The 24,344-nt window shown below is 67.9% G+C and carries 22 protein-coding genes; 8 read left to right on the top strand and 14 right to left on the bottom strand.

All coding sequences use genetic code 11. The features are described from left to right. Window positions 1-186: 186 nt before the first annotated feature. The 3 genes from BCL67_RS04215 to BCL67_RS04205 all read right to left on the bottom strand — a co-directional run bounded on the left by BCL67_RS04215 (window position 187) and on the right by BCL67_RS04205 (window position 3,750). A complete protein-coding gene (locus BCL67_RS04215) occupies window positions 187-1,143 on the bottom strand; it encodes a sugar phosphate isomerase/epimerase family protein (RefSeq protein ID WP_106122209.1) in 957 nt (318 codons plus the stop codon). A gap of 109 nt (window positions 1,144-1,252) precedes the next feature. After that, window positions 1,253-2,023, bottom strand: a complete 771-nt coding sequence (locus tag BCL67_RS04210) for a triose-phosphate isomerase (protein ID WP_106122208.1) — start codon at window positions 2,021-2,023, stop codon at window positions 1,253-1,255. Continuing rightward, window positions 2,020-3,750, bottom strand: a complete 1,731-nt coding sequence (locus tag BCL67_RS04205; RefSeq protein WP_106122207.1) for a dihydroxyacetone kinase family protein — start codon at window positions 3,748-3,750, stop codon at window positions 2,020-2,022. The genes BCL67_RS04210 and BCL67_RS04205 overlap by 4 nt, the downstream gene beginning before the upstream one ends. A 149-nt stretch (window positions 3,751-3,899) precedes the next feature. On the opposite strand from BCL67_RS04205, the gene BCL67_RS04200 reads away from it, so the two are divergent. Continuing rightward, window positions 3,900-4,859, top strand: a complete 960-nt coding sequence (locus BCL67_RS04200) for a sugar-binding transcriptional regulator (protein WP_181255879.1) — start codon at window positions 3,900-3,902, stop codon at window positions 4,857-4,859. On the opposite strand, the gene BCL67_RS04195 is transcribed toward BCL67_RS04200, so the two are convergent. The 3 genes from BCL67_RS04195 to serS all read right to left on the bottom strand — a co-directional run bounded on the left by BCL67_RS04195 (window position 4,860) and on the right by serS (window position 7,412). After that, on the bottom strand, window positions 4,860-5,333 hold the full coding sequence (locus BCL67_RS04195; RefSeq protein WP_106122206.1) for a ribose-5-phosphate isomerase: 474 nt from the start codon (window positions 5,331-5,333) through the stop codon (window positions 4,860-4,862). It lies immediately after the preceding gene. Between the two features lie 170 nt (window positions 5,334-5,503). Then, complete coding sequence (locus tag BCL67_RS04190) at window positions 5,504-6,007, bottom strand: Dps family protein (RefSeq protein WP_106122205.1); 504 nt, start codon at window positions 6,005-6,007, stop codon at window positions 5,504-5,506. A gap of 115 nt (window positions 6,008-6,122) precedes the next feature. After that, window positions 6,123-7,412, bottom strand: coding sequence for a serine--tRNA ligase (serS, locus tag BCL67_RS04185; RefSeq protein ID WP_106122204.1), 1,290 nt, complete (start codon window positions 7,410-7,412; stop codon window positions 6,123-6,125). 126 nt (window positions 7,413-7,538) lie between these two features. On the opposite strand from serS, the gene BCL67_RS04180 reads away from it, so the two are divergent. Beyond that, window positions 7,539-8,744, top strand: coding sequence for a diacylglycerol/lipid kinase family protein (locus BCL67_RS04180; RefSeq protein WP_181255878.1), 1,206 nt, complete (start codon window positions 7,539-7,541; stop codon window positions 8,742-8,744). Between the two features lie 52 nt (window positions 8,745-8,796). Here the strand turns inward: BCL67_RS04180 and BCL67_RS04175 are convergent, their stop codons facing one another. The 3 genes from BCL67_RS04175 to BCL67_RS04165 form a co-directional block, all read right to left on the bottom strand. Then, window positions 8,797-10,254, bottom strand: coding sequence for an endo-1,4-beta-xylanase (locus tag BCL67_RS04175; RefSeq protein ID WP_258174748.1), 1,458 nt, complete (start codon window positions 10,252-10,254; stop codon window positions 8,797-8,799). A gap of 344 nt (window positions 10,255-10,598) precedes the next feature. Beyond that, entirely contained in the window at window positions 10,599-11,618 is a 1,020-nt protein-coding gene (pheA, locus tag BCL67_RS04170) for a prephenate dehydratase (RefSeq protein ID WP_106122202.1), read from the bottom strand. Next, on the bottom strand, window positions 11,615-11,944 hold the full coding sequence (locus BCL67_RS04165; protein WP_106122201.1) for a rhodanese-like domain-containing protein: 330 nt from the start codon (window positions 11,942-11,944) through the stop codon (window positions 11,615-11,617). The genes pheA and BCL67_RS04165 overlap by 4 nt, the downstream gene beginning before the upstream one ends. A gap of 87 nt (window positions 11,945-12,031) precedes the next feature. Between BCL67_RS04165 and BCL67_RS04160 the strand changes: the two genes are divergently transcribed. Further along, on the top strand, window positions 12,032-13,558 hold the full coding sequence (locus tag BCL67_RS04160; RefSeq protein WP_106122200.1) for an amidase: 1,527 nt from the start codon (window positions 12,032-12,034) through the stop codon (window positions 13,556-13,558). 142 nt (window positions 13,559-13,700) lie between these two features. Here BCL67_RS04160 and BCL67_RS04155 read toward each other — a convergent pair whose 3' ends face one another. Continuing rightward, complete coding sequence (locus BCL67_RS04155) at window positions 13,701-13,901, bottom strand: CsbD family protein (protein ID WP_106122199.1); 201 nt, start codon at window positions 13,899-13,901, stop codon at window positions 13,701-13,703. A gap of 118 nt (window positions 13,902-14,019) precedes the next feature. Next, window positions 14,020-15,417, bottom strand: coding sequence for a uracil-xanthine permease family protein (locus tag BCL67_RS04150; protein ID WP_106122198.1), 1,398 nt, complete (start codon window positions 15,415-15,417; stop codon window positions 14,020-14,022). 287 nt (window positions 15,418-15,704) lie between these two features. Here BCL67_RS04150 and ectA point away from each other — a divergent pair, with 287 nt between their 5' ends. From ectA to BCL67_RS15355, 5 genes are all read left to right on the top strand, one after another. Next, the gene (gene ectA / locus BCL67_RS04145; protein ID WP_106122197.1) at window positions 15,705-16,250 is read left to right on the top strand and encodes a diaminobutyrate acetyltransferase; all 546 of its coding nucleotides are present in this window, start codon (window positions 15,705-15,707) and stop codon (window positions 16,248-16,250) included. A gap of 122 nt (window positions 16,251-16,372) precedes the next feature. Then, the gene (gene ectB / locus BCL67_RS04140) at window positions 16,373-17,659 is read left to right on the top strand and encodes a diaminobutyrate--2-oxoglutarate transaminase (protein WP_106122349.1); all 1,287 of its coding nucleotides are present in this window, start codon (window positions 16,373-16,375) and stop codon (window positions 17,657-17,659) included. A 47-nt stretch (window positions 17,660-17,706) separates the two neighbouring features. Next, on the top strand, window positions 17,707-18,105 hold the full coding sequence (locus tag BCL67_RS04135) for an ectoine synthase (RefSeq protein ID WP_106122196.1): 399 nt from the start codon (window positions 17,707-17,709) through the stop codon (window positions 18,103-18,105). A 320-nt stretch (window positions 18,106-18,425) separates the two neighbouring features. Next, on the top strand, window positions 18,426-19,574 hold the full coding sequence (locus BCL67_RS04130) for an ABC transporter ATP-binding protein (protein WP_106122195.1): 1,149 nt from the start codon (window positions 18,426-18,428) through the stop codon (window positions 19,572-19,574). A gap of 105 nt (window positions 19,575-19,679) precedes the next feature. Further along, window positions 19,680-19,856, top strand: a complete 177-nt coding sequence (locus BCL67_RS15355; RefSeq protein ID WP_181255877.1) for a hypothetical protein — start codon at window positions 19,680-19,682, stop codon at window positions 19,854-19,856. A gap of 276 nt (window positions 19,857-20,132) precedes the next feature. On the opposite strand, the gene BCL67_RS04125 is transcribed toward BCL67_RS15355, so the two are convergent. From BCL67_RS04125 to BCL67_RS04115, 3 genes are all read right to left on the bottom strand, one after another. After that, window positions 20,133-22,787 (bottom strand): FtsX-like permease family protein, encoded by a 2,655-nt coding sequence (locus tag BCL67_RS04125; protein WP_106122194.1) that lies wholly within the window; start codon window positions 22,785-22,787, stop codon window positions 20,133-20,135. Next, window positions 22,784-23,533 carry an ABC transporter ATP-binding protein gene (locus tag BCL67_RS04120; protein WP_106122193.1) on the bottom strand — a complete coding sequence of 250 codons (750 nt, stop codon included), beginning with the start codon at window positions 23,531-23,533 and terminating at the stop codon, window positions 22,784-22,786. Before BCL67_RS04120 ends, BCL67_RS04125 begins: the two co-directional genes overlap by 4 nt. 109 nt (window positions 23,534-23,642) lie before the next feature. Further along, entirely contained in the window at window positions 23,643-24,299 is a 657-nt protein-coding gene (locus BCL67_RS04115) for a response regulator (RefSeq protein ID WP_258174763.1), read from the bottom strand. Window positions 24,300-24,344 lie beyond the last annotated feature (45 nt).

Here is a 24,344-nt window from a genome sequence, read left to right as displayed (position 1 = left end):
GGTCTCAGATCTCTTTCGTCATGGGGAGGTGTGGGTTCTCACGTGGTGCGGGGTGGTTCCGGAGCCCGGCGAGTCGGGAAACGCTCCGACCCGGGCGCGCTTGCGGCGCGGTCGTGGATCGACGGTGCGGTCGCAGATCAGCGAGGCGGTGGAGCCGCGATGAGCGGGCCGGTGGACCCGCGGGGCTCAGCCGCTCTCGGCCTGGGTGGCGCCGAGCAGCGGAGAGTTCTCCGCCGAGGTGAGGATCTGCCGGATGTAGCTGCTGTTCTCGGCGCACACGCCGATGGAGTCGGAGCCGTAGTGCTCGCAGCAGAACGGGCCGCTGTAGCCCAGCTCCAGCGCGCGTCGGATGATCTTGCGGTAGTTGATCACTCCGTACTTCAGCGGCATCGGCGTCGACGAGTAGCCGCCGACCGCTGGATCTTCATCCCGGGTGTAGTTCTTGATGTGCCAGAAGTTCGCGTGCGGCAGGACCTTCTCGAACATCTCCTCGTAGGCCGGCATCGGTCGATGCAGTCGGATGAAGTTGCCGAGGTCGGGGTTGAGGCCGACCGAGGGGTGGTTCACATCGGCGTGGAAGGCCACCGCCTCATCTGCCGTGCCGAGGAAGGTGTCCTCATACATCTCCAGGCTCAGTTCGATGCCGTTGGCCTGCGCGTGGTCTCCGAGTTCACGGATGCGCTCCACCGCCAGCGGCCGCAGGGCCGGGTCGTCGTGGTGTCCCTCGGCCAGCCAGAACCACAGCGCCTGCTCCTGCGCGGGGGTCAGGGCCTGCATGAAGCCGGTGTTCACGATGGTGGCACCGAACTCCGGGGCGATGTCGATCAGCCGGTGGGCATCGGCGAGGTTCGCCTCGCCGTGCTCCCGGTCGATCACCGAGTTTCGGGTCATCGAGATCGACGAGATCTTGAGGCCCTCGTCGGCGAGGACCTTCTTGAACTCCTCCAGACGCGCTGGAGAGAGCTTCTGCAGGGGCAGCCATGCGTCGGTGGGGTCGATGTGGTCGAACCCGAGTTCGCGCATCTGGCGGAGGCAGTCGGACCAATAGGTCACCGATGCCTGCCAGACCGGAACACCCTCGGAGGTCTTGCCTCCGAAGGCGAGCATGTTGCCGGCGATGGGCCATGAGGCTGCTGTGAACATTTGTTCCCTTCAAACGTGCGTGCGGGTTCATCTTTGGGCAGTTGCGGTGCTGTGTCAAGCGTCACACCGGTGAATGGGCAGGGTCATGGGCTCTTGGGAGCCCGCTGACCTATGGTTTTGAGGCCTCGGCGGCGATCTCGAGAAGATTCAGATAGCCCTCGAGAGTCCAGGCGGCGCGGCCGACGAAGAGCCCCTCGACGCCCGCGAGCTCGAGCAGCTGTGCGGCGTTGTCCGTGGAGACGGAGCCGCCGTAGAGCAGCGCCTGGACGCGTCCGCCGTATTCGCGGCTGAGCACCTCGAAGGGCTCGCGCAGCTCCGCGACCGTGGCCGGACGGCCCTGCGCGCCGATGGCCCAGATGGGCTCGTAGGCGATGAGGACCTGGCTCAGCTGGTCGGCGGAGAGGTCTCGAAGCGCGCCGCGGGCCTGGTCGAGGAGGTAGTCGGCGGTCTCGCCGCGGCTCTGGACCTCGGCAGGCTCGCCGATGCACAGCAGGGGGATCAGCCCGTGCCGAAGCGTGCTTGCCACCTTCAGCCGGGTGGTCTCGATGGTCTCGCCGAAGTGTTCGCGGCGCTCGGAATGCCCGATCTCGACCAGCGACGCCCCGGCGTCGGCGACCTGCGGCACGGAGATCTCCCCGGTCCAGGCGCCGTCGTCCTCCCAGTGGGCGTTCTGCGCACCGAGGCGGACCGTCCTGGCAGACTCAGGTCCGAGCTCCTCGGCCACGGCCGTGAGCGCGGTGTGCGGCGGAATGATGAACGGCTGAACCCCTGCCAGCAGCTCAGGCCGCTGCTCAAGCGCTGAACGGAGCCCCCGCGCGTAGTCGCGCGCCTGGGCCACCGTCTTGTTCATCTTCCAGCTGGTGCCGATCCAGCGGGTCATCGGGCCACCGACTCCAGGCGCTGCGCGAGCGCGGTCATCAGCAGCGCGAAGGAGGTGGCACCGGGGTCCGGGGTGCCCAGTGACTTCTCACCCAGCACGCGGGAGCGCCCGAGGCGCGCCTTGAGCTGCGCGGTGGATGCCGCGGCCTCGGTGGCGGCTTCGGCGGCCGAGGTCAGCGCAGCGGCGAGTCCTCCTCCGGCCTGGAACTGCTTCTGCAGCTCCTGCGCGAAGGGTGCGGCGGCGTCGACCATGGTCTTGTCCCCCGGCTGCGCGCCGCCGAGCCGCTGGACCGCTTCGACGGCATTGAGCAGCGCCTCCACACCAGCAGCCTCGTCGGGGCTGGCGGAATCGGAGAGCGCCCGTCCGGCGGCGGTCAGCGCCGAACCCCAGAGCGCACCGGAGGTGCCGCCTGCGGCCTCGGCCCAGGCGGTGCCGGCGTGGACCAGCAGCGTCCGCGCTCCGGCTCCGCGTGTCAGCGCCTTGTTCCCTGCTTCCACAGCGCCTCGGGTGCCCAGCACCATGCCCTGGCCGTGGTCGCCGTCTCCTGCGACGGCGTCCAGACGGCCCAGTTCGGCCTCGTGGGTGGCACAGACCTCGGCGAAGAGTTCGATGATCTCCTGCACGGAGCCGGCGCCGGCCTGGGACTCCGCCGAGGCCTCGGGCACCTGTTCCGCACCGGGGGTGTAGAACTCGGTGCGCGGGGCCCGGTCGGCGTGGGCGGACAGGTCGCGCAGCTCGCCGCGGCGGTAGGCGGGGGTGTCCACGGCGGCGCTCCAGTGCTGCTCGAGCTCCTCGTCGAGGAAGACCAGGGTCAGCGAGAGTCCTGCCATGTCCAGGCTGGTGACGAACTCGCCGACCTCTGGCGCGACGGCGGTGAGTCCGACCTCGGAGAGGCGCTCGGCGACGCGGTGGTAGACGACGAAGAGCTCCTCGTACTTCACCCGGCCGAGACCGTTGAGCAGGACAGCCACCCGACCGGAGCGCTCCTGGGGGGCTTCCTCGATGATCCCCTCGAAGAGCAGGTCCGCGACCTCGCTCGCCGTCCCCATGGGGATGTCGCGGATGCCGGGCTCGCCGTGGATGCCGAGCCCGACCCCCATGGTGCCCTCGGGGACGTGGAACAGCGGCTCGTCGGCGCCGGGCAGGGTGCAGCCGTCGAAGGCCACCCCGAAGGAGCGGGTCGCGTCATTGGCCTTCCACGCGATGCGCTCAGCCTCATCGAGATCGGCCCCGGCCTCGATGGCCGCCCCGGCGATCTTGAACACCGGGAGGTCACCGGCGATGCCTCGCCGGTCGCGGTGGTTCTCCCGGGTGTTGGAGGCGATGTCGTCGCTGACTCGGATGATCCGGACGTCGACTCCCTCGGCGCGCAGCTTCTCGGCCGCGGCGCCGAAGTGCAGGACGTCTCCGGCGTAGTTGCCGAAGCCCATGATGACGCCGCCGCCGTTCTCGGCGTTGCGGGCCACGGAGTAGACCTGGGAGGCCGAGGGTGAGGAGAAGATGTTGCCGCAGGGTGCGCCGTGGCCCATGCCGGGGCCTACCCAGCCGGCGAATGCCGGGTAGTGCCCGGAGCCGCCGCCGATGACGAGCGCCGGCTGACCTTCAGGCGTCTCGGTGGAACGCACGACGCCGCCGTGGACGGCTGTGACGTACGCGGAGTTGGCGGCGGCGAAGCCGAGCAGCGCCTCGTGGGAGAAATCAGATGCTGAGTTGAGCAGGTAGGTCATGTCTGTCCTCGTGGTCCCGGATCTGCCCTCCGGAGACCGGCGGTACAGATGTTCGCTGACATATGTGCTGAGGCCACACTAGAGCAGATGACGTGATCGGCACCACTCCTGCGTCGGATTCGTCGGGCGACGCCAGATACGATGTTTCGATGGAGCCAACTGAGGTCATGAAGGAGGCGGCCGCGAGCACGTCCGAGCTCGAACGGCTCTATCGCGCCGCTCAGCTCTACTACGAGCAGGGTGCGACGCAGGCCGAGGTGGCGGAGCAGCTGAAGATCTCGCGCCCGTCGGTCAGCCGGATGCTCGCTGAGGCGCGGTCACAGGGGATCGTGGAGATCCGCGTGCACCGGCCCGCCTCGACGGGCATGGATGAGCTCAGTGAGCGGCTCAAGGCCAAGCTGGGTCTGGACGGCGTGCACCTGGCCCCGGGAGATCAGTCCCAGCGCGTAGGACTCGGCCTCGGTCCGGTGACCCGGGCCGCCCTGGCCGGAGCGAATCTCCGCGCCGGCGACGTGCTGCTGCTGGCATCCGGTGAGACCACCTACGCGCTGGCGCAGCAGCGTCTCGGGAACTTCTCCGGGGTCGTGGTGGCACCGACTGTGGGCGGGCAGGCCGAACCTGACCCGTGGCACCAGACCAACGAGGTGGTCCGCGCCTTCGCGGCCACTTCAGGCGGCTATCCGCACTACCTGTTCGCCCCCTCGATGCCCTCGGAGGCGCTGCTCTCGGCCCTGCAGGATGACCCGGGGTACCGACAGGTGGTGGCCGACTGGAACTCGGCCAAGGTGGCACTGGTGGGCATCGGCGCAGCACCGCTGTCACGGAACTCGATCGCTCAATCGGTGCCTCGGCATCACCCGAACCTGGCCAAGTCGATCGGCGATGTGTGTCTGGCGTTCTATGACCCGCAGGGCAATGAGGTCACCTTCCCGGGCAGCGAACGCATGGTCCGGGTCCCCGGTCAGACGCTGCGCGCGGTCCCGACGCGGATCGCCGCGGCCGTGGGCGCCCACAAGGCGCCCAGCATCATCGCAGCCGCCAATGCCGGCTGGTTCAACATCCTCGTGACCGATGAGTCCACTGCTCGCGCAGTGGATCGTCAGCTCTAGCTAGCAGCTGCCGGTGTCCTCGTAGCGCGTGATCGCACCGACCTTCTCGGCCGATCCGCTGGAGGGGTCGAACTCGTGCTTGAGCCACTCGTCCACGAGCTTCCGCGCGAGCTGCTTGCCGATCACGCGTTCACCCATGCACAGGACCTGCGCGTTGTTGGAGAGCACTGCCCGCTCCACCGAATAGGCGTCATGGGCGGTGACCGCGCGCACGCCCTTGACCTTGTTGGCGGAGATGGCCACACCCAGTCCGGTGCCGCAGATCAGCAGGGCGCGGTCGACTCGCCCCGAGGCGACGTGTTCTGCTGCGGCCACGGCGATGTTGGGGTACGCGGTCTTGTCTGAGTCGTCGCCGACTCCGACGTCGATCACCTCGGACACCCGGGGGTCGGCCTCCAGATCGGCCTTCAACGCGTCCTTATAGGAGTATCCGGCCTCATCGCTGCCGATGACGATGCGAAACTGACTCTTCATGGTGTCTCCTCAACTGGTCCCTGGGGTCTGACTCCATGCTACGTCGCGCCGAACAAACGTCAAATACATCTGTTCAAGCCGTCCGCTCGCCAGGCGGCGCAGAAGAGCCCCCCGTCGGCACCGGCGAGGTGCTGACGGGGGGCTCTTCGAGATCACCCTGGATCAGTCGATCAGGAGGCGGAGCCTGCCTTGTCCAGGTGTGAGCGGATGAACCACTGGAACAGCTCGAGCTCCTTGACCTGCCCGACGAGCAGGTCCTCGGTGATCGGGTCCAGCTCGCCGACCTTGTTGAGCACATCGCGGTGATCGCCGATGACCCCGTCGTAGACCTTCTCGAGCTCGGCCAGGTGGGTTGCGCCGTCGGCCTTGAAGAGCGGGTAGTCCTCCCAGTGGCGCTTGGCGACCAGCTCGCCGCTGAGGCCGGAGGGGGATCCGCCGAGGGTGGCGATGCGCTCGGCGACCTCGTCGGCGAAGCCGCGGACGACCTCGGTCTGCGGATCGAGCATCTCGTGGATCGCGATGAAGTTCGGGCCCACGACGTTCCAGTGCACGTGCTTGAGCGCGAGGTGGAGATCGTTCAGGGCGTAGAGGCGGCTCTGCAGCAGGCCGGCGATCTCATGGCCGTTCTCCTGCGCGAGACCTGGTGCGGTGTAGTCGGAGTACTTCTGAGTCATGTGACACTCCTTGTGCTGTTGAGGCAATTGGCGCTGTTCGGCGCCGACCTTCTTGATACTAATGATTCAGAAAAGCGCTGGCTAGGCAGATGAGCCTATCCTCAGTTGAGCTTGCTCACGCGACCGGCTCGATGACCTCCAGGCCTCCGAGGTAGGGACGCAGCGCGGCGGGCACCCGGACCGTGCCATCGGCCTGCTGGTGGTTCTCCAGGATGGCCACCAGCCAGCGCGTGGTCGCCAGCGTTCCGTTCAGCGTGGCCAGCGGCGTCGTCGGGCCTTTGGAGCCGTCCTCCTTGACCGTGCGCTCCCGAATGTTGAGCCGACGCGCCTGGAAGGTCGTGCAGTCAGAGGTCGAGGTCAGCTCGCGGTAGGTCTGCTGCGAGGGCACCCACGCCTCACAGTCGTACTTGCGCGCGGCCGAGAGGCCCAGGTCCCCGGCGGCGATGTCGACCACCCGGTAGGGCAGCTCCATCTTCTGCAGCATCTGCTCCTCCCAGGCCAGCAGCTTGGCATGCTCGGCGGCGGACTCCTCGGCGGTGCAGAAGATGAACATCTCCAGCTTGTTGAACTGGTGCACGCGCAGGATCCCGCGGGTGTCGCGTCCGTGGGAGCCGGCTTCGCGGCGATAACAGGTGGACCAGCCGGCGATCCGCTCCGGCCCCTTGCCGAGGTCGAGGATCTCGTCGGAGTGATATCCGGCGATCGCGACCTCCGAGGTGCCGACCAGGTAGAGGTCGTCGCGCTCGAGCCGGTAGATCTCGTCGTCGTGCTCTACGTCGAATCCGGTGCCGGCCATGGTCTCCGGGCGCACCAGGGTGGGGGTGATCATCGGAGTGAAGCCGGCTTCGACCGCCTGGTCCATGCCCATCTGCATCATGGCCAGCTCCAGGCGCGCCCCGATGCCCTTGAGGAAGTAGAACCGTGACCCGGAGACCTTGGCGCCGCGCTCCATGTCGAGGGCGGCGAAGGACTCGGCGAGCTCGAGGTGGTCCTTGGGCGTGAAGCCCTCTGCGACGAAGTCGCGGGCAGCACCCTCTTCGCGCAGCACGACGAAGTCATCCTCGCCGCCGGCGGGGACCCCGTCGTGGATCAGATTGGGGAAGGCGCCCTGGACTCGGCGCAGCCGCTCCTCGGCCTCCTGGGACTCCGCCTCGGCGGCCTTCACCTGGTTCGAGAGCTCCTTGACCTCGGCGAGGAGCTGCTGCTTCTCCTCCCCGGCGGCCTGCGCGACCCTCTTGCCGAAGGACTTCTGCTCCGCGCGCAGCGTCTCGAAGCGCGTGATGGCGGCGCTGCGCGCCTGCTGCGCGTCGATCAGCGAGTCCACAGCGGACTCGTCCGCCTGACGTGCACGCTGGCTGGCCCGGTACTTCTCGGGATTCTCGATGAGGTCCTTGATGTCGATCACGTCCCCCAGCTTATCGCCACCGGCGCTGAGCGGCGCCTCGAGGTCCAGGTCGCGCCCGCAGACGGCGCGGCTCCTTCCCGCCGGGCACCCGCGGCCCCGGGAACTCGCCGCAGTAGACTGGCGATGATGACTACTGAAACGCTCAGCGCCCTCCTCTGGACCTCGCTCGCTCTTGCCGCGATCCTGTTAGTCGTCGTGGTCTGGCTGGGGCTCGCGCACCAGCGGCTGCGGCGCCGCACCGCGGAACTCACCCAGGAGCTCGAGACCAAGCCGGCGGAGCGTGGGGCGGCGGCCGAGGCGCCGGGCCGCCTGGTGGCCGTGGTCGTAAACCCGACCAAGGACTCCTCCGACGACGTCGTGCGCCAGATCCACTCGGCCTGCTCCCGCGCCGGGATGCGGGCACCGCTGGTGATGGCCTCCAGTGCAGAGGATCCGGGCCATGAGATGACCAGGAGGGCGCTGAAGGCGGGCGCCACCACGGTCATCGCCGCCGGTGGCGACGGCACCGTGCGCGCCGTGGCCGCCGAGCTGGCCGGGACGCAGACCGCGCTGGGCATCGTGCCGCTGGGCACCGGAAATCTCTTCGCCCGCAATGTCGGGCTGCCCTTCCAGGATCTGCGGGCCTGCGTCGATGAAGCGATCCACGGCCGCAGCCACCGCGTGGACACCCTTGACCTGACCCTGGAACGCCCCGACGGGAGCACCGAGGAGGAGATCTCCCTGGTCATCGCCGGCGGAGGCCTCGATGCCGAGGTCATGGGCGACACTCGGGATGCCCTGAAGCAGCGCGCCGGCTGGCTGGCCTACGGCGAGGCGGGGCTGCGCCACATCATGGGCGCGCGCTCCAGCATCACCATCACGGTCGACGACGGCGAGGCCCATTCACACCGGGTGCGCTCGGTGCTGCTGGCCAACTGCGGTTCGCTGCAGGCCGGCATGGTCCTGGTGCCCTCGGCCAAGTTCGACGACGGCCACATGGACGCGGTCCTCTTCAGTCCCCGCCACGCGTGGGACTGGGCGAGGATCATGGCGAAGACCGTGACCCGCTTCGCCGCGGACATCCCGGTGATGACCGTGCGCCAGGCCAAGCGCGCCACGGTCACGATGGACGAGCCGATGCCGTTCCAGATCGACGGCGACGCCGTGGGCGAAGTCATAAGCGTCTCTGCGCGCGTCCGCCCGCACGCCCTGGTGGTCAACGGCGTCTCCGTCCGCGGCATCCAGGATCTCGAGGCCGCCGACGACGACGCCGAGTCAGACCAGCCGACGGATCAGGCTGGCGGCCCTGTGCTCACCGAGGGTCGGATCACCAAGGAGCCCCAGGAAGCCTGATCGGCTCCCCGGGGCCCCGGGTGGAGCGGCCAGCTGCGCTGACCTGGGTGGATCAGATGCCGGCAGCGTCAAGGATGCCGCGGCACTCCTCGAAGCTGGCGTCGTCCTCCCAGGCAGACGCACCCTCAGCATGTTCGACCAGCGTGCGCTGGACGATGCAGTAGGTGGGCTTGCGCTCGTAGTCGCCCTCATGCACCGTCGCGTCACCCTCGCCGGGGAACGTGTTGGGCACCCAGCTCTGATCGTCCAGGGTTCCCCAGATGGTGAAGGAGTTGCACAGGCTCACATCCAGGCAGGCCTGCAGCACCGTGGCGTAGCGCTCCGCGGCACCGGCCCGATCCTCCGGTGACATGCGGTCGTTCTCGTCGACGACGCCGCGCACATCGATCTCGGTCACCGCGGTGTGGATACCGAGATCGTCGAAGCGCTGGAGGTTCTCCTGGTAGGTGTCGTCGAATCCGTACTGCATGGACAGGTGGGTCTGGGCGCCGAATCCGTGCACCGGCACGCCACGCTCGAGCTGATCGCTGATCAGGTCGTAGTAGCGGTCCGCCTTGGCGTTGAGTCCATCGACGTTGTAGTCGTTGTAGAACAGCAGCGCGTCAGGATCCTCCTCGTGCGCCCAGGTGAAGACGTCATCGAGGATCTCGGGGCCGAGCTCGCGGATCCAGATGTTCTCGCTGTCCCGGATGCTGGCTGCCTCGTCGTCCTGGAAGATCTCATTGGCCACGTCCCACTGGTCGATGCACCCGGCGTAGCGGGAGACCACCGTGCGGACATGGTCTTCGAGGATCTCGCGCAGCTCCGCCTCGGAGAAGTCACCCTCCTCCAGCCAGTCCGGGTTCTGCGAATGCCAGGACAGCGCGTGTCCGCGCAGGTCCATGCCGTTGGCCTCGGCGAAGGCCACCACGGCGTCGGCCTGTTCGAAGTCGTAGACGCCCTGCTCCGGCTGCACGAACTCCCACTTCAGGTAGTTCTCGTGGGTCAGTGAGGAATACTCCTGCGCCATGTGCTCCCGGTACTCAGGGTCCGAGGGGAACGGGTCTGGGTAGTCGGCGTCGGAGTGATGTCCGCCGCCCGCCGCGATGTTGCCGATCCGGAGGTCGTCAGGGGCGACGCCGGCCAAGGTGTCGCGATCCCAGGAGCCCTCGACGGCTCCTCCCTCCGGGGCGAACTGGCACTGCGTCTGCTCGGGGGCGTCCTGTCCCCCGCCATTGCCATGACCTTTGCCCTTGCCGTTTCCCTTCCCCTTGCCGTTGGCATGGTCCGGAGGCCCGGGCTGGCCTGCGTGATCGGGCCTGCCGGGCTGCCCCGCATGGTCGGGGCGGCCGTTGGACTTCTGGCCTGCCTTGTCGCCGGCCTTGGCGCTGATGCCCGCATCGGCGGACAGCACGCCGGACTGTTGTGCCGGGCCAGGCGCAGCGCCGGCCATGGCAGGTGTGCCGAGCGCCAGGGCGCCCGCACAGACCACCGCGGCGGTCAATGTTCGTCGGTTCGATCGGGTGAACATGCATTCTCCTCGTTGTCGCCATTGACGTGCATGGACGGCGGCGTGTGCCGCGATACAAAAAGGTGACTTGGGTGAGACGATCCTGGCGCATCCCGCTGGCCAGCATTTATGCCGCCCTCGGAAGCGCAGATGTGACCCGCACCACTATTTTGTATTACCAGGAGACTAAAAAATTGACCACCATTGTGTCAAGGCTCACATGGCATTCGATCAGGAGTGGAGACTTTTTGACACATGTTCCAGGAGGCTGATCCCGTTCACCCGGCTCCCACCCCACGGCTTCGCCGAGGGGCGGGGCCCGCGCCGGGCTCTCTTACGCGTGTCTCAAGCGAGGCTGATCCCGTTCACCCGGCTCCCACCCCACGGCTTCGCCGAGGGGCGGGGCCCGCGCCGGGCTCTCTTACGCGTGTCTCAAGCGAGCTGATCCACGCGGCAGCGGCGGTGAAGGCTTCATCGGAGACTTCGGCGGCGGGCTGCTGAGGCTTGCGATCCGCGCGGGGGTAGGAGCCGAGGAACCGGATGCCCGGAGCGATCCGGTGGATGCCGGCGAGCGCATCGGACACGCGCGCCTCATCGATGTGCCCCTCCAGGTCGATGGAGAAGTAGTACTGCCCGAGACCATCACCGGTGGGCCGGGACTCGATCCGACAGAGGTTCACCCCGCGGGTCGCGAAGTGCTCCAGGAGCTCCATCAGGGCTCCTGCCCGGTCCTGCGGCAGCGGGATCATGATCGTCGTCTTGTCCGCACCGGTCATCGCCGGGATGATCCCGGGTCGGGAGACCAGCACGAACCGGGTCACCGCGCCCGTCACATCTTCGATGCCGTGCTGGATCACGTGCAGACCGAGCTGCTCGGCGACCAGCGGGGAACAGACGGCCGCATCGGCCACCGGGGTCTCTTCCAGCAGTCCGCGGGCAGCGGCCGCCGTGGAGGAGGCGGGGACGAACTCCGCCCCGGGGATCGCCGACTCGGCCCAGCGGCGCACCTGGGCCCAGCCGTGGGTGTGCGTGGAGACGCTGCGGATCTGAGCCGGCGTCAGCGGGGACGCCGCGGCGAGCACGAAGCTGATCGGCACCAGCTCTTCACGCAGGATGTGCAGCTGATGCGCGACCGAGATGGCATCCAGGGTCGCCGTGACCCCGCCCTCCACCGAATTCTCGATGGGGACCATCGCGGCGTCGACCTCCCCGGATTCCACCATGTTCAGCGCAGTCAGCACCGACCCGGCGGGGACCCTGGTGGCCTGTTCGGCCCCGGGGACCTGCAGCAGGGCGGCCTCGGTGAAGGTGCCGCTGGGACCGAGGAAGGAGTAGGTCTGAGCATCGAGACCGGACTGCGCAGCAGGGTTCACGGAGGGGCTCATCGGACCTGGGGCGCGTCGCCGGTGGAGGACTCCATCGGGCGCCCGGCCTCGAGCCAGCCGCCCATGCCGTCACCGACGAAGACTGCGGAATACCCCTGGGAGGTCAGCCAGGCGGTGATCTGCACGGCTCGACCGCCGGTGCGGCAGATGACGTAGTAGTCCTGATCCGGATCAAGTTCGGCCTCGAACCGCGCTGGGATCTGCTCGACCGGGATGTGCAGCGCGCCGGGAGCATGCCCTTCGGCGAACTCGTAGTCCTCCCGCACGTCCAAGAGGGCGCCGTCGGCGGGGACGTCTGCGGCGCGGACGGTCTCGAAATCTGCCATCTGCGGCCTCCTTCAATGCGGTGGGGACTTCTCCGGTGCGCCCTCAAGACTATCGCCTGCCAAGTTCGGTCCGCATAGAGTGAGCCCATGGTGCATGCAGCTGATCCCGCCCCGCTCGTCGAAGCACCCGTCCCGGACTCGGCATCGCCGATGATCGACTTCCGCGCTGCCGGCGCGGTGCAGTGGCGCCGTGACTTCGTCGCCGGCGAGGTCTCTGCGGTGGAGCTGACCACCACCGCGATCACCGCAGCCACATCCCAGTCCCAGCTCGGCGCCTTCCTGCATCTGGATCCCGAGTCGGCACTGGCACGGGCCGCGGAGATCGACCAGGTGCGGCGAGCGGTGCTGGACTCCCGCACCGGAGCGTCCCGCAGCGCCGCCATGACGGAGCTCGCGGCCCGCGCCCCGCTGCTCGGACTGCCCACCGCATTCAAAGATCTTCTCGACGTCGCGGGGATGCCCACCACCCGCGGGACGGCCGCCCTGCCCCCCAGCACACCGGCCCACGATCATCCGCTGGCCCGGCGCGTCCATGGCTCCGGAATGATCAGCATCGGCAAGACCCAGGTCCCGGAGTTCGGACTGCCCTGCTACTCGGAGAACGAGCTCGGCCCCGCCGCTCGCAACCCGTTGGCACCGGCCCGCACAGCGGGCGGATCCACCGGAGGTGGAGCGGCTGCCGTCGGGGCCGGCATGCTCCCGATGGCCCCGGGCAGCGACGGCGGCGGATCCGTCCGCATCCCAGCCGCCGCCTGCGGACTGGTCGGCCTGAAACCTGGGCGCGGACGGCTCCCGGATGACAATCAGCTCGTAGGCGTGCGCAACCTGGCCGTCTCAGGACCGATTGCTCACACCGCCGAGGACGCGGCCCTGCTCTTCGACGTGATGGCCGGTCACCGCTTCCGCCCCTCGGAGGCCGGCGACGGTCTGCCGGAAGGTCCCGCGCTTGCTCAGGTGCGCGCGGCGCTGAACCACGGGCTGGACCAGCTGAGCATCGGAGTGATCACGGAGTCTCCCTTCTCCCCGGAGCTGGACATCGTCCTCGCGGAATCTGCAGTCCTCGCGCTGGAACAGGGGCTCGCGCTGCTGGAGGAGCGCGGCCACATCCTGCAGGGCAGCAGTCACTGCACCGGGACCGAGGCCTTCTGGCCCGCCGGCTACCACCGAGACTTCCAGGCGCTGTGGACCTCCCCGCTCGGCGAACTGGACCCGCCCGCCGAACAGCTGGCCGCCATGGCCCCGCTGACCCGCTACTTCATCGAACTGGCGAAGCGCCGGCCGGAGCGCGAGACACAGGAATCCATCGCGGCCCTGGAGGACTTCGCGACCGACGCCGAGACCCTCCTGGGTCCATGGGATGTCCTCGCGACACCGATGCTGGCCTACGCGCCCCCGGAGATCGGATGGTTCGCCAGCCTGGACCCGGAGGAGAACTATCGGGAACAGTGCTGCTTCACCCCGTACAGCTCAGTGGTCAACGTGATGGGCCTGCCGGCGATCAACGTTCCGACCCATACCGACGCCGAGGGCCTGAGCTGGTCGATCCAGCTCATCGGTCGTGTCGGCGCGGAGGAACAGCTGCTCGCCCTGGCTGCGACCATCACGCAGGCGTGAGCGGCCAGCAGCGCCCCGAGGTGCACTGAGGTGCTCACGCACCGATGTCCGCACACGACGGCGCCGGGGCCGATTTCTCGAACCCGGCGCCGGGAATCTCTCAGCGGCGCTCCGCGGTGAGCGGAGCAGCACTGGATCAGATTCAGTTGTTCTTCTTGAGACCTTCGGCGAAGCCCTTGACGCTGTCCTTCACGTCCTGGGCGGCATCCTTGGCCTTCGCCTGGGTCTTCTGACTGTTGCCTTCAGCCTGGGTCTCCTTATCGCCGGTCAGCTTGCCAAAGCCTTCCTTCGCGGAGCCGGTGGCTTCTTCGGTCTTGTTGCTCGTCTTGTCATCGAGTCCCATAGGTGACTCCTTTCGTCGGCGGACAAGTCCCTTGTCACGCTACCGACCACGCTGGGCACTGTCGCCCCGAAAAGGCACTTTCCAGGGAACTCACAGCGAAATGATGCCGCTCCGCAACCTAGGGCTCGCGATGTTCCGGGTTGCCCCGGGGCTGCTCGTCACGGGCCTGGGCGGCCAGGTCCTCGGCATTTATCGGAGTCGCCAGGGCGTCGGCGTCGTCGGTGGCGAAGCCGACGTCAGTGCCGCGCCAACGCGCGATCGCGCTCATCACGTGATGGATGGCAAGGGCCGCGAAGCTGCCGAGCGCGATGCCCTCGAAGACGATCTCGCCGAAGACCATGGTGAAGTTGGCGATCGCGATGACCAGCGGCACTCCGGCCACGGCGAGGTTGATCGGGTTCGCGAAGTCCACGCGGTTCTGCACCCAGATGCGCACCCCGAGGACGCCGATCATCCCGTAGAGCACGGTGCCGGCCCCGCCGAGCACGCCCACCGGCACGGTGGCGATGAGCGCTCCGACCTTCGGCAGCAGCGCCAGCGCGATCGCGAAGAGCCCGGCCACCCAGTAGGCGGCGGTGGAGTAGACCCGTGAGGACGCCATCACGCCGATGTTCTCCGCGTAGGTCGTGGTGCCGGAGCCGCCGCCGGCGCCGGCCAGCATGGTGGCGGCGCCGTCAGCCATCAGCGCGCGCCCGGTCACCGGGTCGAGATCCCGCTTGGTCATCAGCGCCACCGATTTCACGTGCCCGACGTTCTCGGCCACCAGCACGAGCACCACCGGGATGAAGAGACCGAGCACTCCGATGTGGAAGGTCGGGGTGGTGAACTCCGGAAGCCCGACCCATCCGGCGGAGCCGATGCCGGAGAAGTCCACTTCCCCGCGCACCACGGCCACCACGTAGCCCACGACGACGCCGAGCAGGATCGAGAGCCGACCGAGCAGGCCACGGAAGAGCACGCCCGCAAGCAGCATCGACACGATGGTCACCGTGGCGGTGACCGGGGCCTGATCCACGTTGTTCCACGCCGCCGGGGCGAGGTTCAGTCCGATCAGCGCAACGATCGCGCCGGTGACCACCGGCGGCATCACCCGTTGGATCCAGTGGCTGCCCACGAAGTGCACGATGAGTCCGACCACCACCAGTCCCAGCCCGGCCAGGAAGATCCCGCCCAGCGCGCCTGACATGCCGTACTGCGCCGTGGCGGCGCCGACCGGGGCAAGGAAGGCGAAGGAGGAACCCAGGTAACTGGGGATGCGTCCGGCCGTGATGATCAGGAACAGCACGGTTCCGACACCTGAGAAGAACAGCGTGGTCGAGGGTGGGAAGCCGGTGATCAGCGGCACCAGGAAGGTGGCCCCGAACATCGCGACCACGTGTTGCATCCCCACCCCGGTGGTCTGCAGCCAGCCCAGCCGCTCGTCGGGGGTCACCACCGCGCCCGGTCGGACCGTCTTGCCATCGCCATGGAGCGTCCATCCGAAACCGGGAAGGCGGCTCTTCTTGTGGGTAGTCATCACAGCAACCTTAGCTCCACCTGAGCACCCTCACTGCGGGCGCTGAGCATGGGCCGCATCACTTCCAGATATTCCAGTTATCCTTAAATCAATCACATGATGATTACATTCAAGATATTTCCGCCGGAAGAAGTCGTCGATGGCCGCTTGCCCTTGCCGCCTCTGGCATGCGTCGTCGCTGATAACTTCTGGCCTAAACTTTTCCGGCCTCTCCAACCCGCGATTTCACCCCCCGTTCGCGAGGTTCTCGGTTGAATCTCAATGTTGGCTCACTACTGTGGAGACCGATGCCTGATACTGCAGATAGCCCTGCCCAGAACTCCGCCGATGCCTCCACGGGCTCGGAACGAGTTGAGATTCGCACGCCCACCGTGGCCGACGGCACCTCCCTGTGGAGGCTCGCCGCCGGAACCGGCGTGCTGGATGTGAACACCCCGTACGCCTACATCCTGTGGGCCCGGGACTTCGCCGAGACCTCGGTGATCGCCGAGGTCGACGGAGAGCCCGCCGGATTCATCTCCGGATACCGGCGCCCCAGCGACCCCGGCACCCTCTTCATCTGGCAGGTCGCCGTCGACTCCCGCTTCCGCGGTCGCCGACTGGCCTCCCGCATGCTCGGCACCTTGGTGGACTCGGCCGCCCCGCACCGACTGGAGACGACCATCACCTCCGACAATGCGGCCTCGATCGCGCTGTTCACCGGTCTCGCACGAGACAAGAACGCCGAGATCACCACCACGGCACTGTTCGACGAGGCCGTCTTCCCCTCAGCCGAGGAATCCGGCGAGGTCCATGCCGCCGAGGACCTCTACACCGTGGCACCGCTGAGCTGAGAACCTCCCCCGCACGCACCCTGACGGTGCACCCGCTGAGCTGAGAAGCCCCAGGCGGCCACGCCGTCGCTCTGAGTGAATATCCACCCGACTTCCCCGGAACGTAAGGACAGATGAGCACCATGGCTACAGATATCTTCGACACACGCGAATCCCAGGTCCGCAGCTACTGCATGAACTGGCCCGCCACCTTCGCCAAGGCCTCAGGCCCGTACCAGTGGACCGAGGACGGCACCCGCTACCTGGACTTCTTCTCCGGGGCCGGCGCGCTGAACTACGGACACAACCACCCCGAGCTGCGCGATCTGATCGTGGACTACGTCGCGAACGACGGCGTCACCCACTCCATGGACATGAAGACCCCCGCCAAGCGGCGCTTCCTGGAGACCTTCGAGCGGATCATCCTGGAACCGCGCAAGCTGGACTACAAGGTGATGTTCCCCGGCCCGACAGGCACCAACACCGTCGAGGCGGCGCTGAAGCTCGCGCGCAAGGTCACCGGCCGCCAGCACATCCTCTCCTTCACCAATGCCTTCCACGGCATGACCCTCGGCGCCCTGTCCGTCACGGGCAACTCGATGAAGCGCCGCGGCGCCGGCATCCCGCTGACGAACTCCTCGAAGATCCCCTATGACGACTACTTCGACGGCGACATGCCTGACTTCCTGTGGCTGGAGAAGATCCTCGAGGATTCCGGCTCCGGCGTGGACAAGCCTGCCGCGGTGATCGTGGAGACCGTCCAGGGCGAGGGCGGGCTCAACGCCGCTCGGATGGACTGGCTCAAGTCGCTCTCCGACCTGCTGCGCCGGCACAAGATCCTGCTGATCGTCGACGACGTCCAGGCAGGCTGCGGCCGCACCGGCAAGTTCTTCTCCTTCGAAGAGGCTGGCCTCTACCCAGACATCGTCTGCGTGTCCAAGTCGATCTCCGGCTACGGCCTGGCCATGGCGCTGACCCTGTTCAAGCCCGAGCTCGACGTCTGGGAGGGCGGCGAGCACAACGGCACCTTCCGCGGGAACAACCTCGCGTTCGTCACCGCCGCCCGGGCGCTGGAGCTCTTCTGGGCCGACGACAGCTTCCAGAACCAGCTCGCCGAGCGGATCACCGAGCTCAACGAGGGACTCAAGCGCATCGCCGAGCACGTCCCCGGCTCCTCGATCCGGGGCCGCGGATTCCTCACCGGCATCCACTTCCCCAACCCCGACACGGCCGGCAAGGTCGCAGCCGAGGCGTATAAGCGTAATCTGCTGGTGGAGACCTCCGGACCGCAGGACGAGGTCATCAAGCTGATGCCCGCGTTGAACATCGAGTCCGAAGATCTGCAGAAGGGTCTGGCCATCATCGAGGAGTCCCTCCTCGCGGCCACCGGCAACCTCTCAGAGCCCTCCCGCCTGCGAGCACCCCGGTAAAAGCCCTTCGTCCCCGCAACCTGAGACGCCACTGATCGGAGATCTGCGTGTACACCTTGAACATCGACGCCCTCAACGGCACCGACCGCGACATCCAGCAGGAGAACTGGCGCTCACGGCGCATGGTCCTGGCCAAGGAGAAGGTCGGCTTCTCGCTGCATGAGACCACCCTCTACGCCGGCACCACGAATGAGTTCTGGTACGCCAACCACGTGGAAGCCGTCTACTGCGTGGGCGGCAAGGGCACGCTGACCGATCTCGAGACCGGAGAGAAGTACACCATCACCGATGGCTTCCTCTACATGCTCGACGGCCAGGAGAAGCACCGGGTCGAGGTGGAAGAGGAGATCCGCGTGGTCTGCGTCTTCAACCCGCCGGTCACCGGCCGCGAGGTCCACGACGAGAACGGCGTCTACCCGCTGATCCTCGAGGATGACAACGCCTGATCTGGTGGACACCTGGGACTCCATCAGGCTGAGTCCCAGCGCCTGACGTTCCAGCGCACGACGGCGCCTGCCCACCTCCACCACGGAAGACACCGTGGACCAGGTGGGCGGGCGCCGTCGTCGTGTCTGGCGCGTCCTGAGGTGAGTCTGCGGCGGCGAGTCTCCTGCGCCGGGGGCGTGCGACGGTTTTGGACTTCTGCCAGAAGCTGTGATGTGATGCACGAGACATGTGACGCACCGCACGTGAGTCGCGTGTCACCACAATCACCTTCACAACGGATCGTCGGGCACGTACCTGCCCGTGAAAGGGACATATCATCATGGCTTCTGTGACCTATGCCTCCGCCAGCCGGATCTACACCCCCGGCGCGCGACCAGCTATCAATCAGCTCCAGCTCGAGATCGCCGACGGCGAGTTCCTGGTCCTCGTGGGACCCTCCGGCTGCGGCAAGTCCACCGCACTGCGCATGCTCGCCGGCCTCGAAGAGGTCAACGAGGGAGCCATCATGATCGGCGGCGAAGACGTCTCCCACGTCTCGCCGAAGGACCGTGACATCGCCATGGTCTTCCAGAACTACGCGCTCTACCCGCACATGTCCGTGGCCGAGAACATGGGCTTCGCGCTGAAGATCGCCGGCGTCTCCAAGGAGGAGCGGGCCGAGCGGGTGAAGAAGGCCGCTGAGATCCTGGACCTGGTCCCCTACCTGGAGCGCAAGCCCAAGGCCCTCTCCGGCGGTCAGCGTCAGCGCGTGGCCATGGGCCGCGCGATCGTGCGCTCCCCCAAGGTCTTCCTGATGGATGAGCCGCTGTCGAACCTCGACGCCAAGCTGCGCGTGCAGACCCGCACCCAGATCGCCGCGCTGACCCGCGAGCTGCAGACCACCACCGTCTATGTCACCCACGACCAGGTCGAGGCCATGACGATGGGTGACCGCGTCTGCGTGCTCAAGGACGGCGTGCTGCAGCAGGTCGACTCCCCGCGCAACCTCTATGACAACCCCGCGAACGTCTTCGTCGCCGGCTTCATCGGATCCCCGGCGATGAACCTCTTCCAGGTCAAGATCCAGGGTCAGGGCGTCGTGGTCGGACAGGATGTCCTCCCGATCCCTGACGGCCACCTGGACAAGGCCCACGGCGACCAGGTCACCCTCGGCGTGCGTCCCGAGGACATGGAGCTCAGCACCGATGGCACCGGCCTGCAGATGACCGTGGACCTGGTCGAGGAGCTCGGCGCCGACGCCTACATCTTCGGCACCCCCGACGGCATCAAGACCTTCCAGCCCTTCATCGTCCGGGTGGACGGACGCCGTCCCCCCATGCGCGGCGAGCGGGTCACGATCAAGCCGAACCCGAACCACGTGCACCTCTTCGACGTCGAGAACGGCCTGCGCCTCAACGGCTACGTCCCGGAGCACACCCCCCACGCCTCGCTCTCCGACGTGGAGGCCCTGGCCGACGCCGAGGACTGACAGCGGCGGCATCGTCCAGGTCAGAGAGTTCTGACGCCCTTCGGAGCGGAGGTGGGGACCCCGGTACCCAGCTCCCGTCCAGGTACACATCCGTAAGGTGGGGTCATGGCCAATAGAGCACTATCTATTGTCATTTCCATTGTGCTGGTGCTGGTGGTCCTCAGGATCGCCCTCTGGCTGTTTGGTGTCGTTCTGAACCTGTTCTTCAACATTGTTCTTGTGATCCTGGTGGTGGTGGGAATCCTCTTCATCGTCAGGACCGTCAGCCGACGTCAGCAATGACCGCTCGCGAATGACCCAGACGCATCTTTATCGAAAGGCAAGACATCATGGGACGTATCCTTCCAATCAGCCTCACCGCCATTCTGCTCATCGTGATCATCGTCATCCTGGTGACCTGATCCGCTGAACCTGGCAACACGCTCAGGAGGGCGGGATCCGAGTCATCGGATCCCGCCCTCCTGCTGCGCCCGGCGGGGGATCGGCTCAGCAATTCAGCCGCCCAGCGCCTCATCAGCTCAGCGACCCATCCACTCAGCGGCAAGACGGCCGCGAGGCTCAATCCTCGCTGAGCCCGGCTGCCGGTTCGACCCTGGAGAGCGCCCGGGCCGGAAGCAGCGCCGCGAGCGCGGCGGCCAGCAGCGTGATCCCCCAGAGCATCGCGAGTCGCAGCCAGGGCACATCCACCGTCACGGTCCAGTCCGGCACCGCGGCCATCGAGGCCACGCCGGCCCAGCCCAGGAACACCGAGAGCCCGGTGCCGATCAGCAGCGCCGCCCCGGCCAGCAGCAGTGCCTCGATGGTGATCATCTGTCCCACCGAGCGGCGGTTCATGCCGACAGCTCGCAGCAGCGCCGCCTCCCGGCGCCGCTCCAGCACCGAGAGCGAGAGCGTGTTGCTGACCCCGATCACGGCGACCAGGACCGAGGCTCCGAGCAGGACCAGCACGATCAGCAGCACCATGTCGATGGTCTCGCCGAAGCTGGCCCGCATGACGGCCCCGGAGTCGTTGAACTCCTCGGTGTGATCCTGGAAGAGCGGCGCGAGCCCGTAGGACTCGGCCGAGCTGATCCCGTCCGCGGTGCGTACCAGCGTGATGCCCTGCTCCGCCGTGAAGGTCCACGGGCCCGCATCCTCTGCCAGGGGCTGCATCCGGGCCTCTTCCGGCAGCGAGCCCGCAGAGATCAGCACCATGCCGGCAGGAAGCCAGGCCGCCGCTCTCGCCTGGACGGTGACCGCCTGTTCCCCGGCGCGCGAGCTCCCGGTGCCGTACGGGGTCAGCTCCAGCTCGGGCTGCTCGCCCTCGAAGACCATTCCCTCGGCGTTGAGCTGCGGCGAGACGATCGCCTCGCCCGGACCCGGCGCCAGTCCTTCCGTGCGGGCCACCTCGGCGAAGGTGTCCTCGTCGACGAGCACCGCCTGGCTTTCGGTGCTTCCCCGGCTGCCGGTGATGGTCACCGGCGCACCGGGTGCGCTGGAATGGGCTCCCACCAGGGAGCTCGCCTCGAGATCGGCGTCGAGGTCCTCGTCCATGACGCCGATCGAGGCCTCCACCGGGTACTGCTCGGCCAGCTCGTCGTAGAGCACCGTCTGCGCGGTGGAGGCGCCCACCATCATGGTGCCGACCAGGGTGACCCCGACCAGCAGGGCCGAGGCGGTCGCCGTCGTGCGTCCGGGGACCTGCCGGGCGTTCTGGCCGGCGAGCGGGGCGTTGACCCGCAGCCCGGGCAGGAGGCCCAGCAGGCGTCCTCCGTGCGCCGCGAGCGGCGGCACGATCAGGCGGGCCAGCAGCAGGACCCCGATGAATCCGATCATCGCACCGGCGACCCCCACCAGCGGCGCCGGCAGGACAAGCGGGTCGTCCTCCGCGGTCGCGAGCAGCGCCGCGGCCAGCACTGCGCCGAACCCGATCAGGGTCAGCAGCAGCCCGATCACCAGCCGCGACTTCGAGAGTCGCGCTGAGGCGGGAGTCAGTCCTGCCGGGCGCAGAGCGGCCATGGGTGAGACGCGTCCGGCCTTGATCGCTGGGAGCAGCGCGGAGAGCACCGTGACGACCAGGCCCAGTCCGAGCCCGATCACGGTGGCCAGCACGGTGGGGGTGGCGAGCGGGAGGTCGGGTGCGAAGCTGGCCCGGGCGATGAGCGAGAAGCCCAGTGCCGCGCCGGCGCCCAGCACGACCCCGGCCGCGCCGCCGATCAGACCCAGGAGTGCGCCCTCGAGCAGGGTCGCGCGCTTGAGCTGCGTGGCGGTGGCGCCGATGGCCCGCAGCAGCGCGAGCGTTCGCTGCCGGGAGGCGACCAGCACCTGGAAGGTGTTGGAGATGACCAGCCCGGAGACGAAGACCGAGATGCTGCCGAAGCCGATGGCGAGGTAGGCCAGCACGTTCGCGCTCCCGGCCTGTTCTGCCATCCGGGCGTCCACGATCTCCTCGGTGGTCTGCACCTCGAGGCCGCTGAGCTCCGCGGCGCGCTGGGACTCCAGTCCCTCCGCCTGCTCGGGGATGAGCTCCTGGATCTGGGCCTGCACCTGGGCCGCATCAGCGCTGGGATCGAGCTGCACGCGGATCTCTGCAGGGCTCGTGCTGAACGGGATCCGGTCCATCCCCTCGGCGGTGAGGAAGCCGCGCGGAGCACCCTGGGTGTCCACCACTCCCACCACGGTGTAGTCCTCCTCCTCGACGGTGGGTTCTGCGCCCTCCCCTGCGTCGTCCTCGTAGACGAAGTTCTGCGCAGTCAAGGTGTCGCCGAGCTGAAGGCCCCTGCCCTCGACGGCGGCGGAGCTGACCACGACCTCGTCCTCGGCCTGGGCCTGATGCCCCTGGCTGATCTCCCCGACCCTGGTCTCTGACTGCTCGCCCACCTCGAAGCCGATGGTGGAGCTGCCGTCCGCGGACACCTCACTGAGGTAGCCGGATCCGATGGCGTCGGCGACGGCGACCCCGTCGAGCTCTTCGATGGCTTCGGCCAGCTCGATGTCGTCGCGCAGGTACTCCTCGGTGTCCTCATCCCAGGCGGAGAGCTGCATCGTGTCGATGATCAGGTCGCTTCCGGCAGCTTCGGCCTCGATCTGCTGGGTGAGACCGCGGGTGAAGGAGTCCAGCATCAGGATCCCTGCCACGATGAAGGCGACCGAGATGGCGACCGCCGCACCGGCGGCGACGAGCTTCTTCCCGGCCGAGCGCAGGTTGACCCGGAGCACCGGGCTGCCGCTCATCGGCCGGCCTCGATCAGGGCGGCGGCGAGCTGCTCTGCGCTGGGCTTCTCCAGGGTGCCGGCGACCCGGCCATCCGCCAGGAGCACGGTGCGGTCGGCCTGGGCCGCCGCGTTGGCGTCGTGGGTGACCATGATGACCGTCTGACCGAACTCGTCGACCGCGGTGCGGAGCAGACCCAGCACCTCGGCGCCGGTGGTCTGGTCCAGGTTGCCGGTGGGCTCGTCGGCGAAGATCACCGCGGGCCTGGCGACCAGGGCACGGGCGACCGCCACGCGCTGCTGCTGTCCGCCGGAGAGCTCGAAGGGCCTGTGCGCCAGACGATCGGTGAGCCCGAGCCGCTCGATGACCTGATCGTAGAACTCCTGGTCCACGGACGCTCCACCTAGGTTCGCGGGCAGCAGGATGTTCTCCTCGGCTGTCATCGCCGGAACCAGGTTGTAGGCCTGGAAGATGAAGCCGATGCTCTCGCGCCGGACCCGGGTCAGCTGCTTCTCGCTGAGCCCGGTGAGGGTGGTCTCGCCGCGCGCCGAGGAGAGGATCACCTCGCCGTCGTCGGCGGTGTCCAGTCCGGCGAGCACGTGGAGCAGGGTGGACTTTCCGGAGCCCGAGGGGCCCATCACCGCGGTGAATTTCGCGGCGGGGAACTCGATGGAGAGGTCGCGGAGCGGGTGGACGGCCGCGTCATCGGTGCCGTAGGTCTTGTTCAGCGCCCTGGCGCGCAGGGCGGGAGTCAGTGTGGTGATCATGCGTTCACACTACGAACGAGCGGGATGCTCCCACATCGGACCACAGGCCGGTCTGCGCCTCATCCTGCAGGATGAGCGCGGCCCCTCCGAGCTGGAGCCAGGGATGACCTCAGGCGACCAGCCCCGTCTCGTAGGCGTAGACCACGGCCTGGACCCGGTCGCGCACCTCGAGCTTGGCGAGCACCTGCCCGACATGGGTCTTCACCGTGGCTTCGGAGACGAAGAGCCGAGCGGCGATCTCGGTGTTGGAGTCCCCGGTGGCGAGCTCCAGCAGGATCTCCCGCTCCCGGTTGGTGAGCCGGTCCAGCCGCCGCTGCTGTTCGGCGTCGGGGCTGCGGCGTCGCCCGCCGTCACGCAGCGTGGAGTCCAGGAGCCGGCGGGTGGTGGTCGGGGCGATGACGGCTCCGCCGGTGGTGACCGTGCGGATCGAGTCCAGCAGGGCCTCAGGCTTCACATCCTTGAGCAGGAAGCCTGAGGCGCCTGCGCGCAGCGCCTCGAGGGCATATTCGTCGGTGTCGAAGGTGGTCAGCACGATCACCCGGGTCTCCGACAGCGCAGGATCCTCGGTGATCCGGCGGGTGGCCTCCAGCCCGTCCATGACCGGCATCCGGATGTCCATGAGCACCACGTCTGGGTGATGGGCACCGGCCGCGGCGAGCGCGTCCTGGCCGTTGCCCGCCTGGCCCACCACCTGGAGGTCTGGCTGGGAGTCGATCACCATGGCGAAGCCGGCGCGCAGCAGCGCCTGGTCATCGGCCAGCAGGATCCGGATCTTGGTCTGCCCGGCCTGCGACGCCGGTGCGGGCGCATG

It is taken from the genome of Nesterenkonia sandarakina, from assembly GCF_003003175.1.
In the GTDB taxonomy this organism is placed as follows: domain Bacteria; phylum Actinomycetota; class Actinomycetes; order Actinomycetales; family Micrococcaceae; genus Nesterenkonia; species Nesterenkonia sandarakina_A.
Note: the sequence above shows the minus strand (reverse complement) of the source record. Positions and strands in the feature narration are given on the sequence as shown.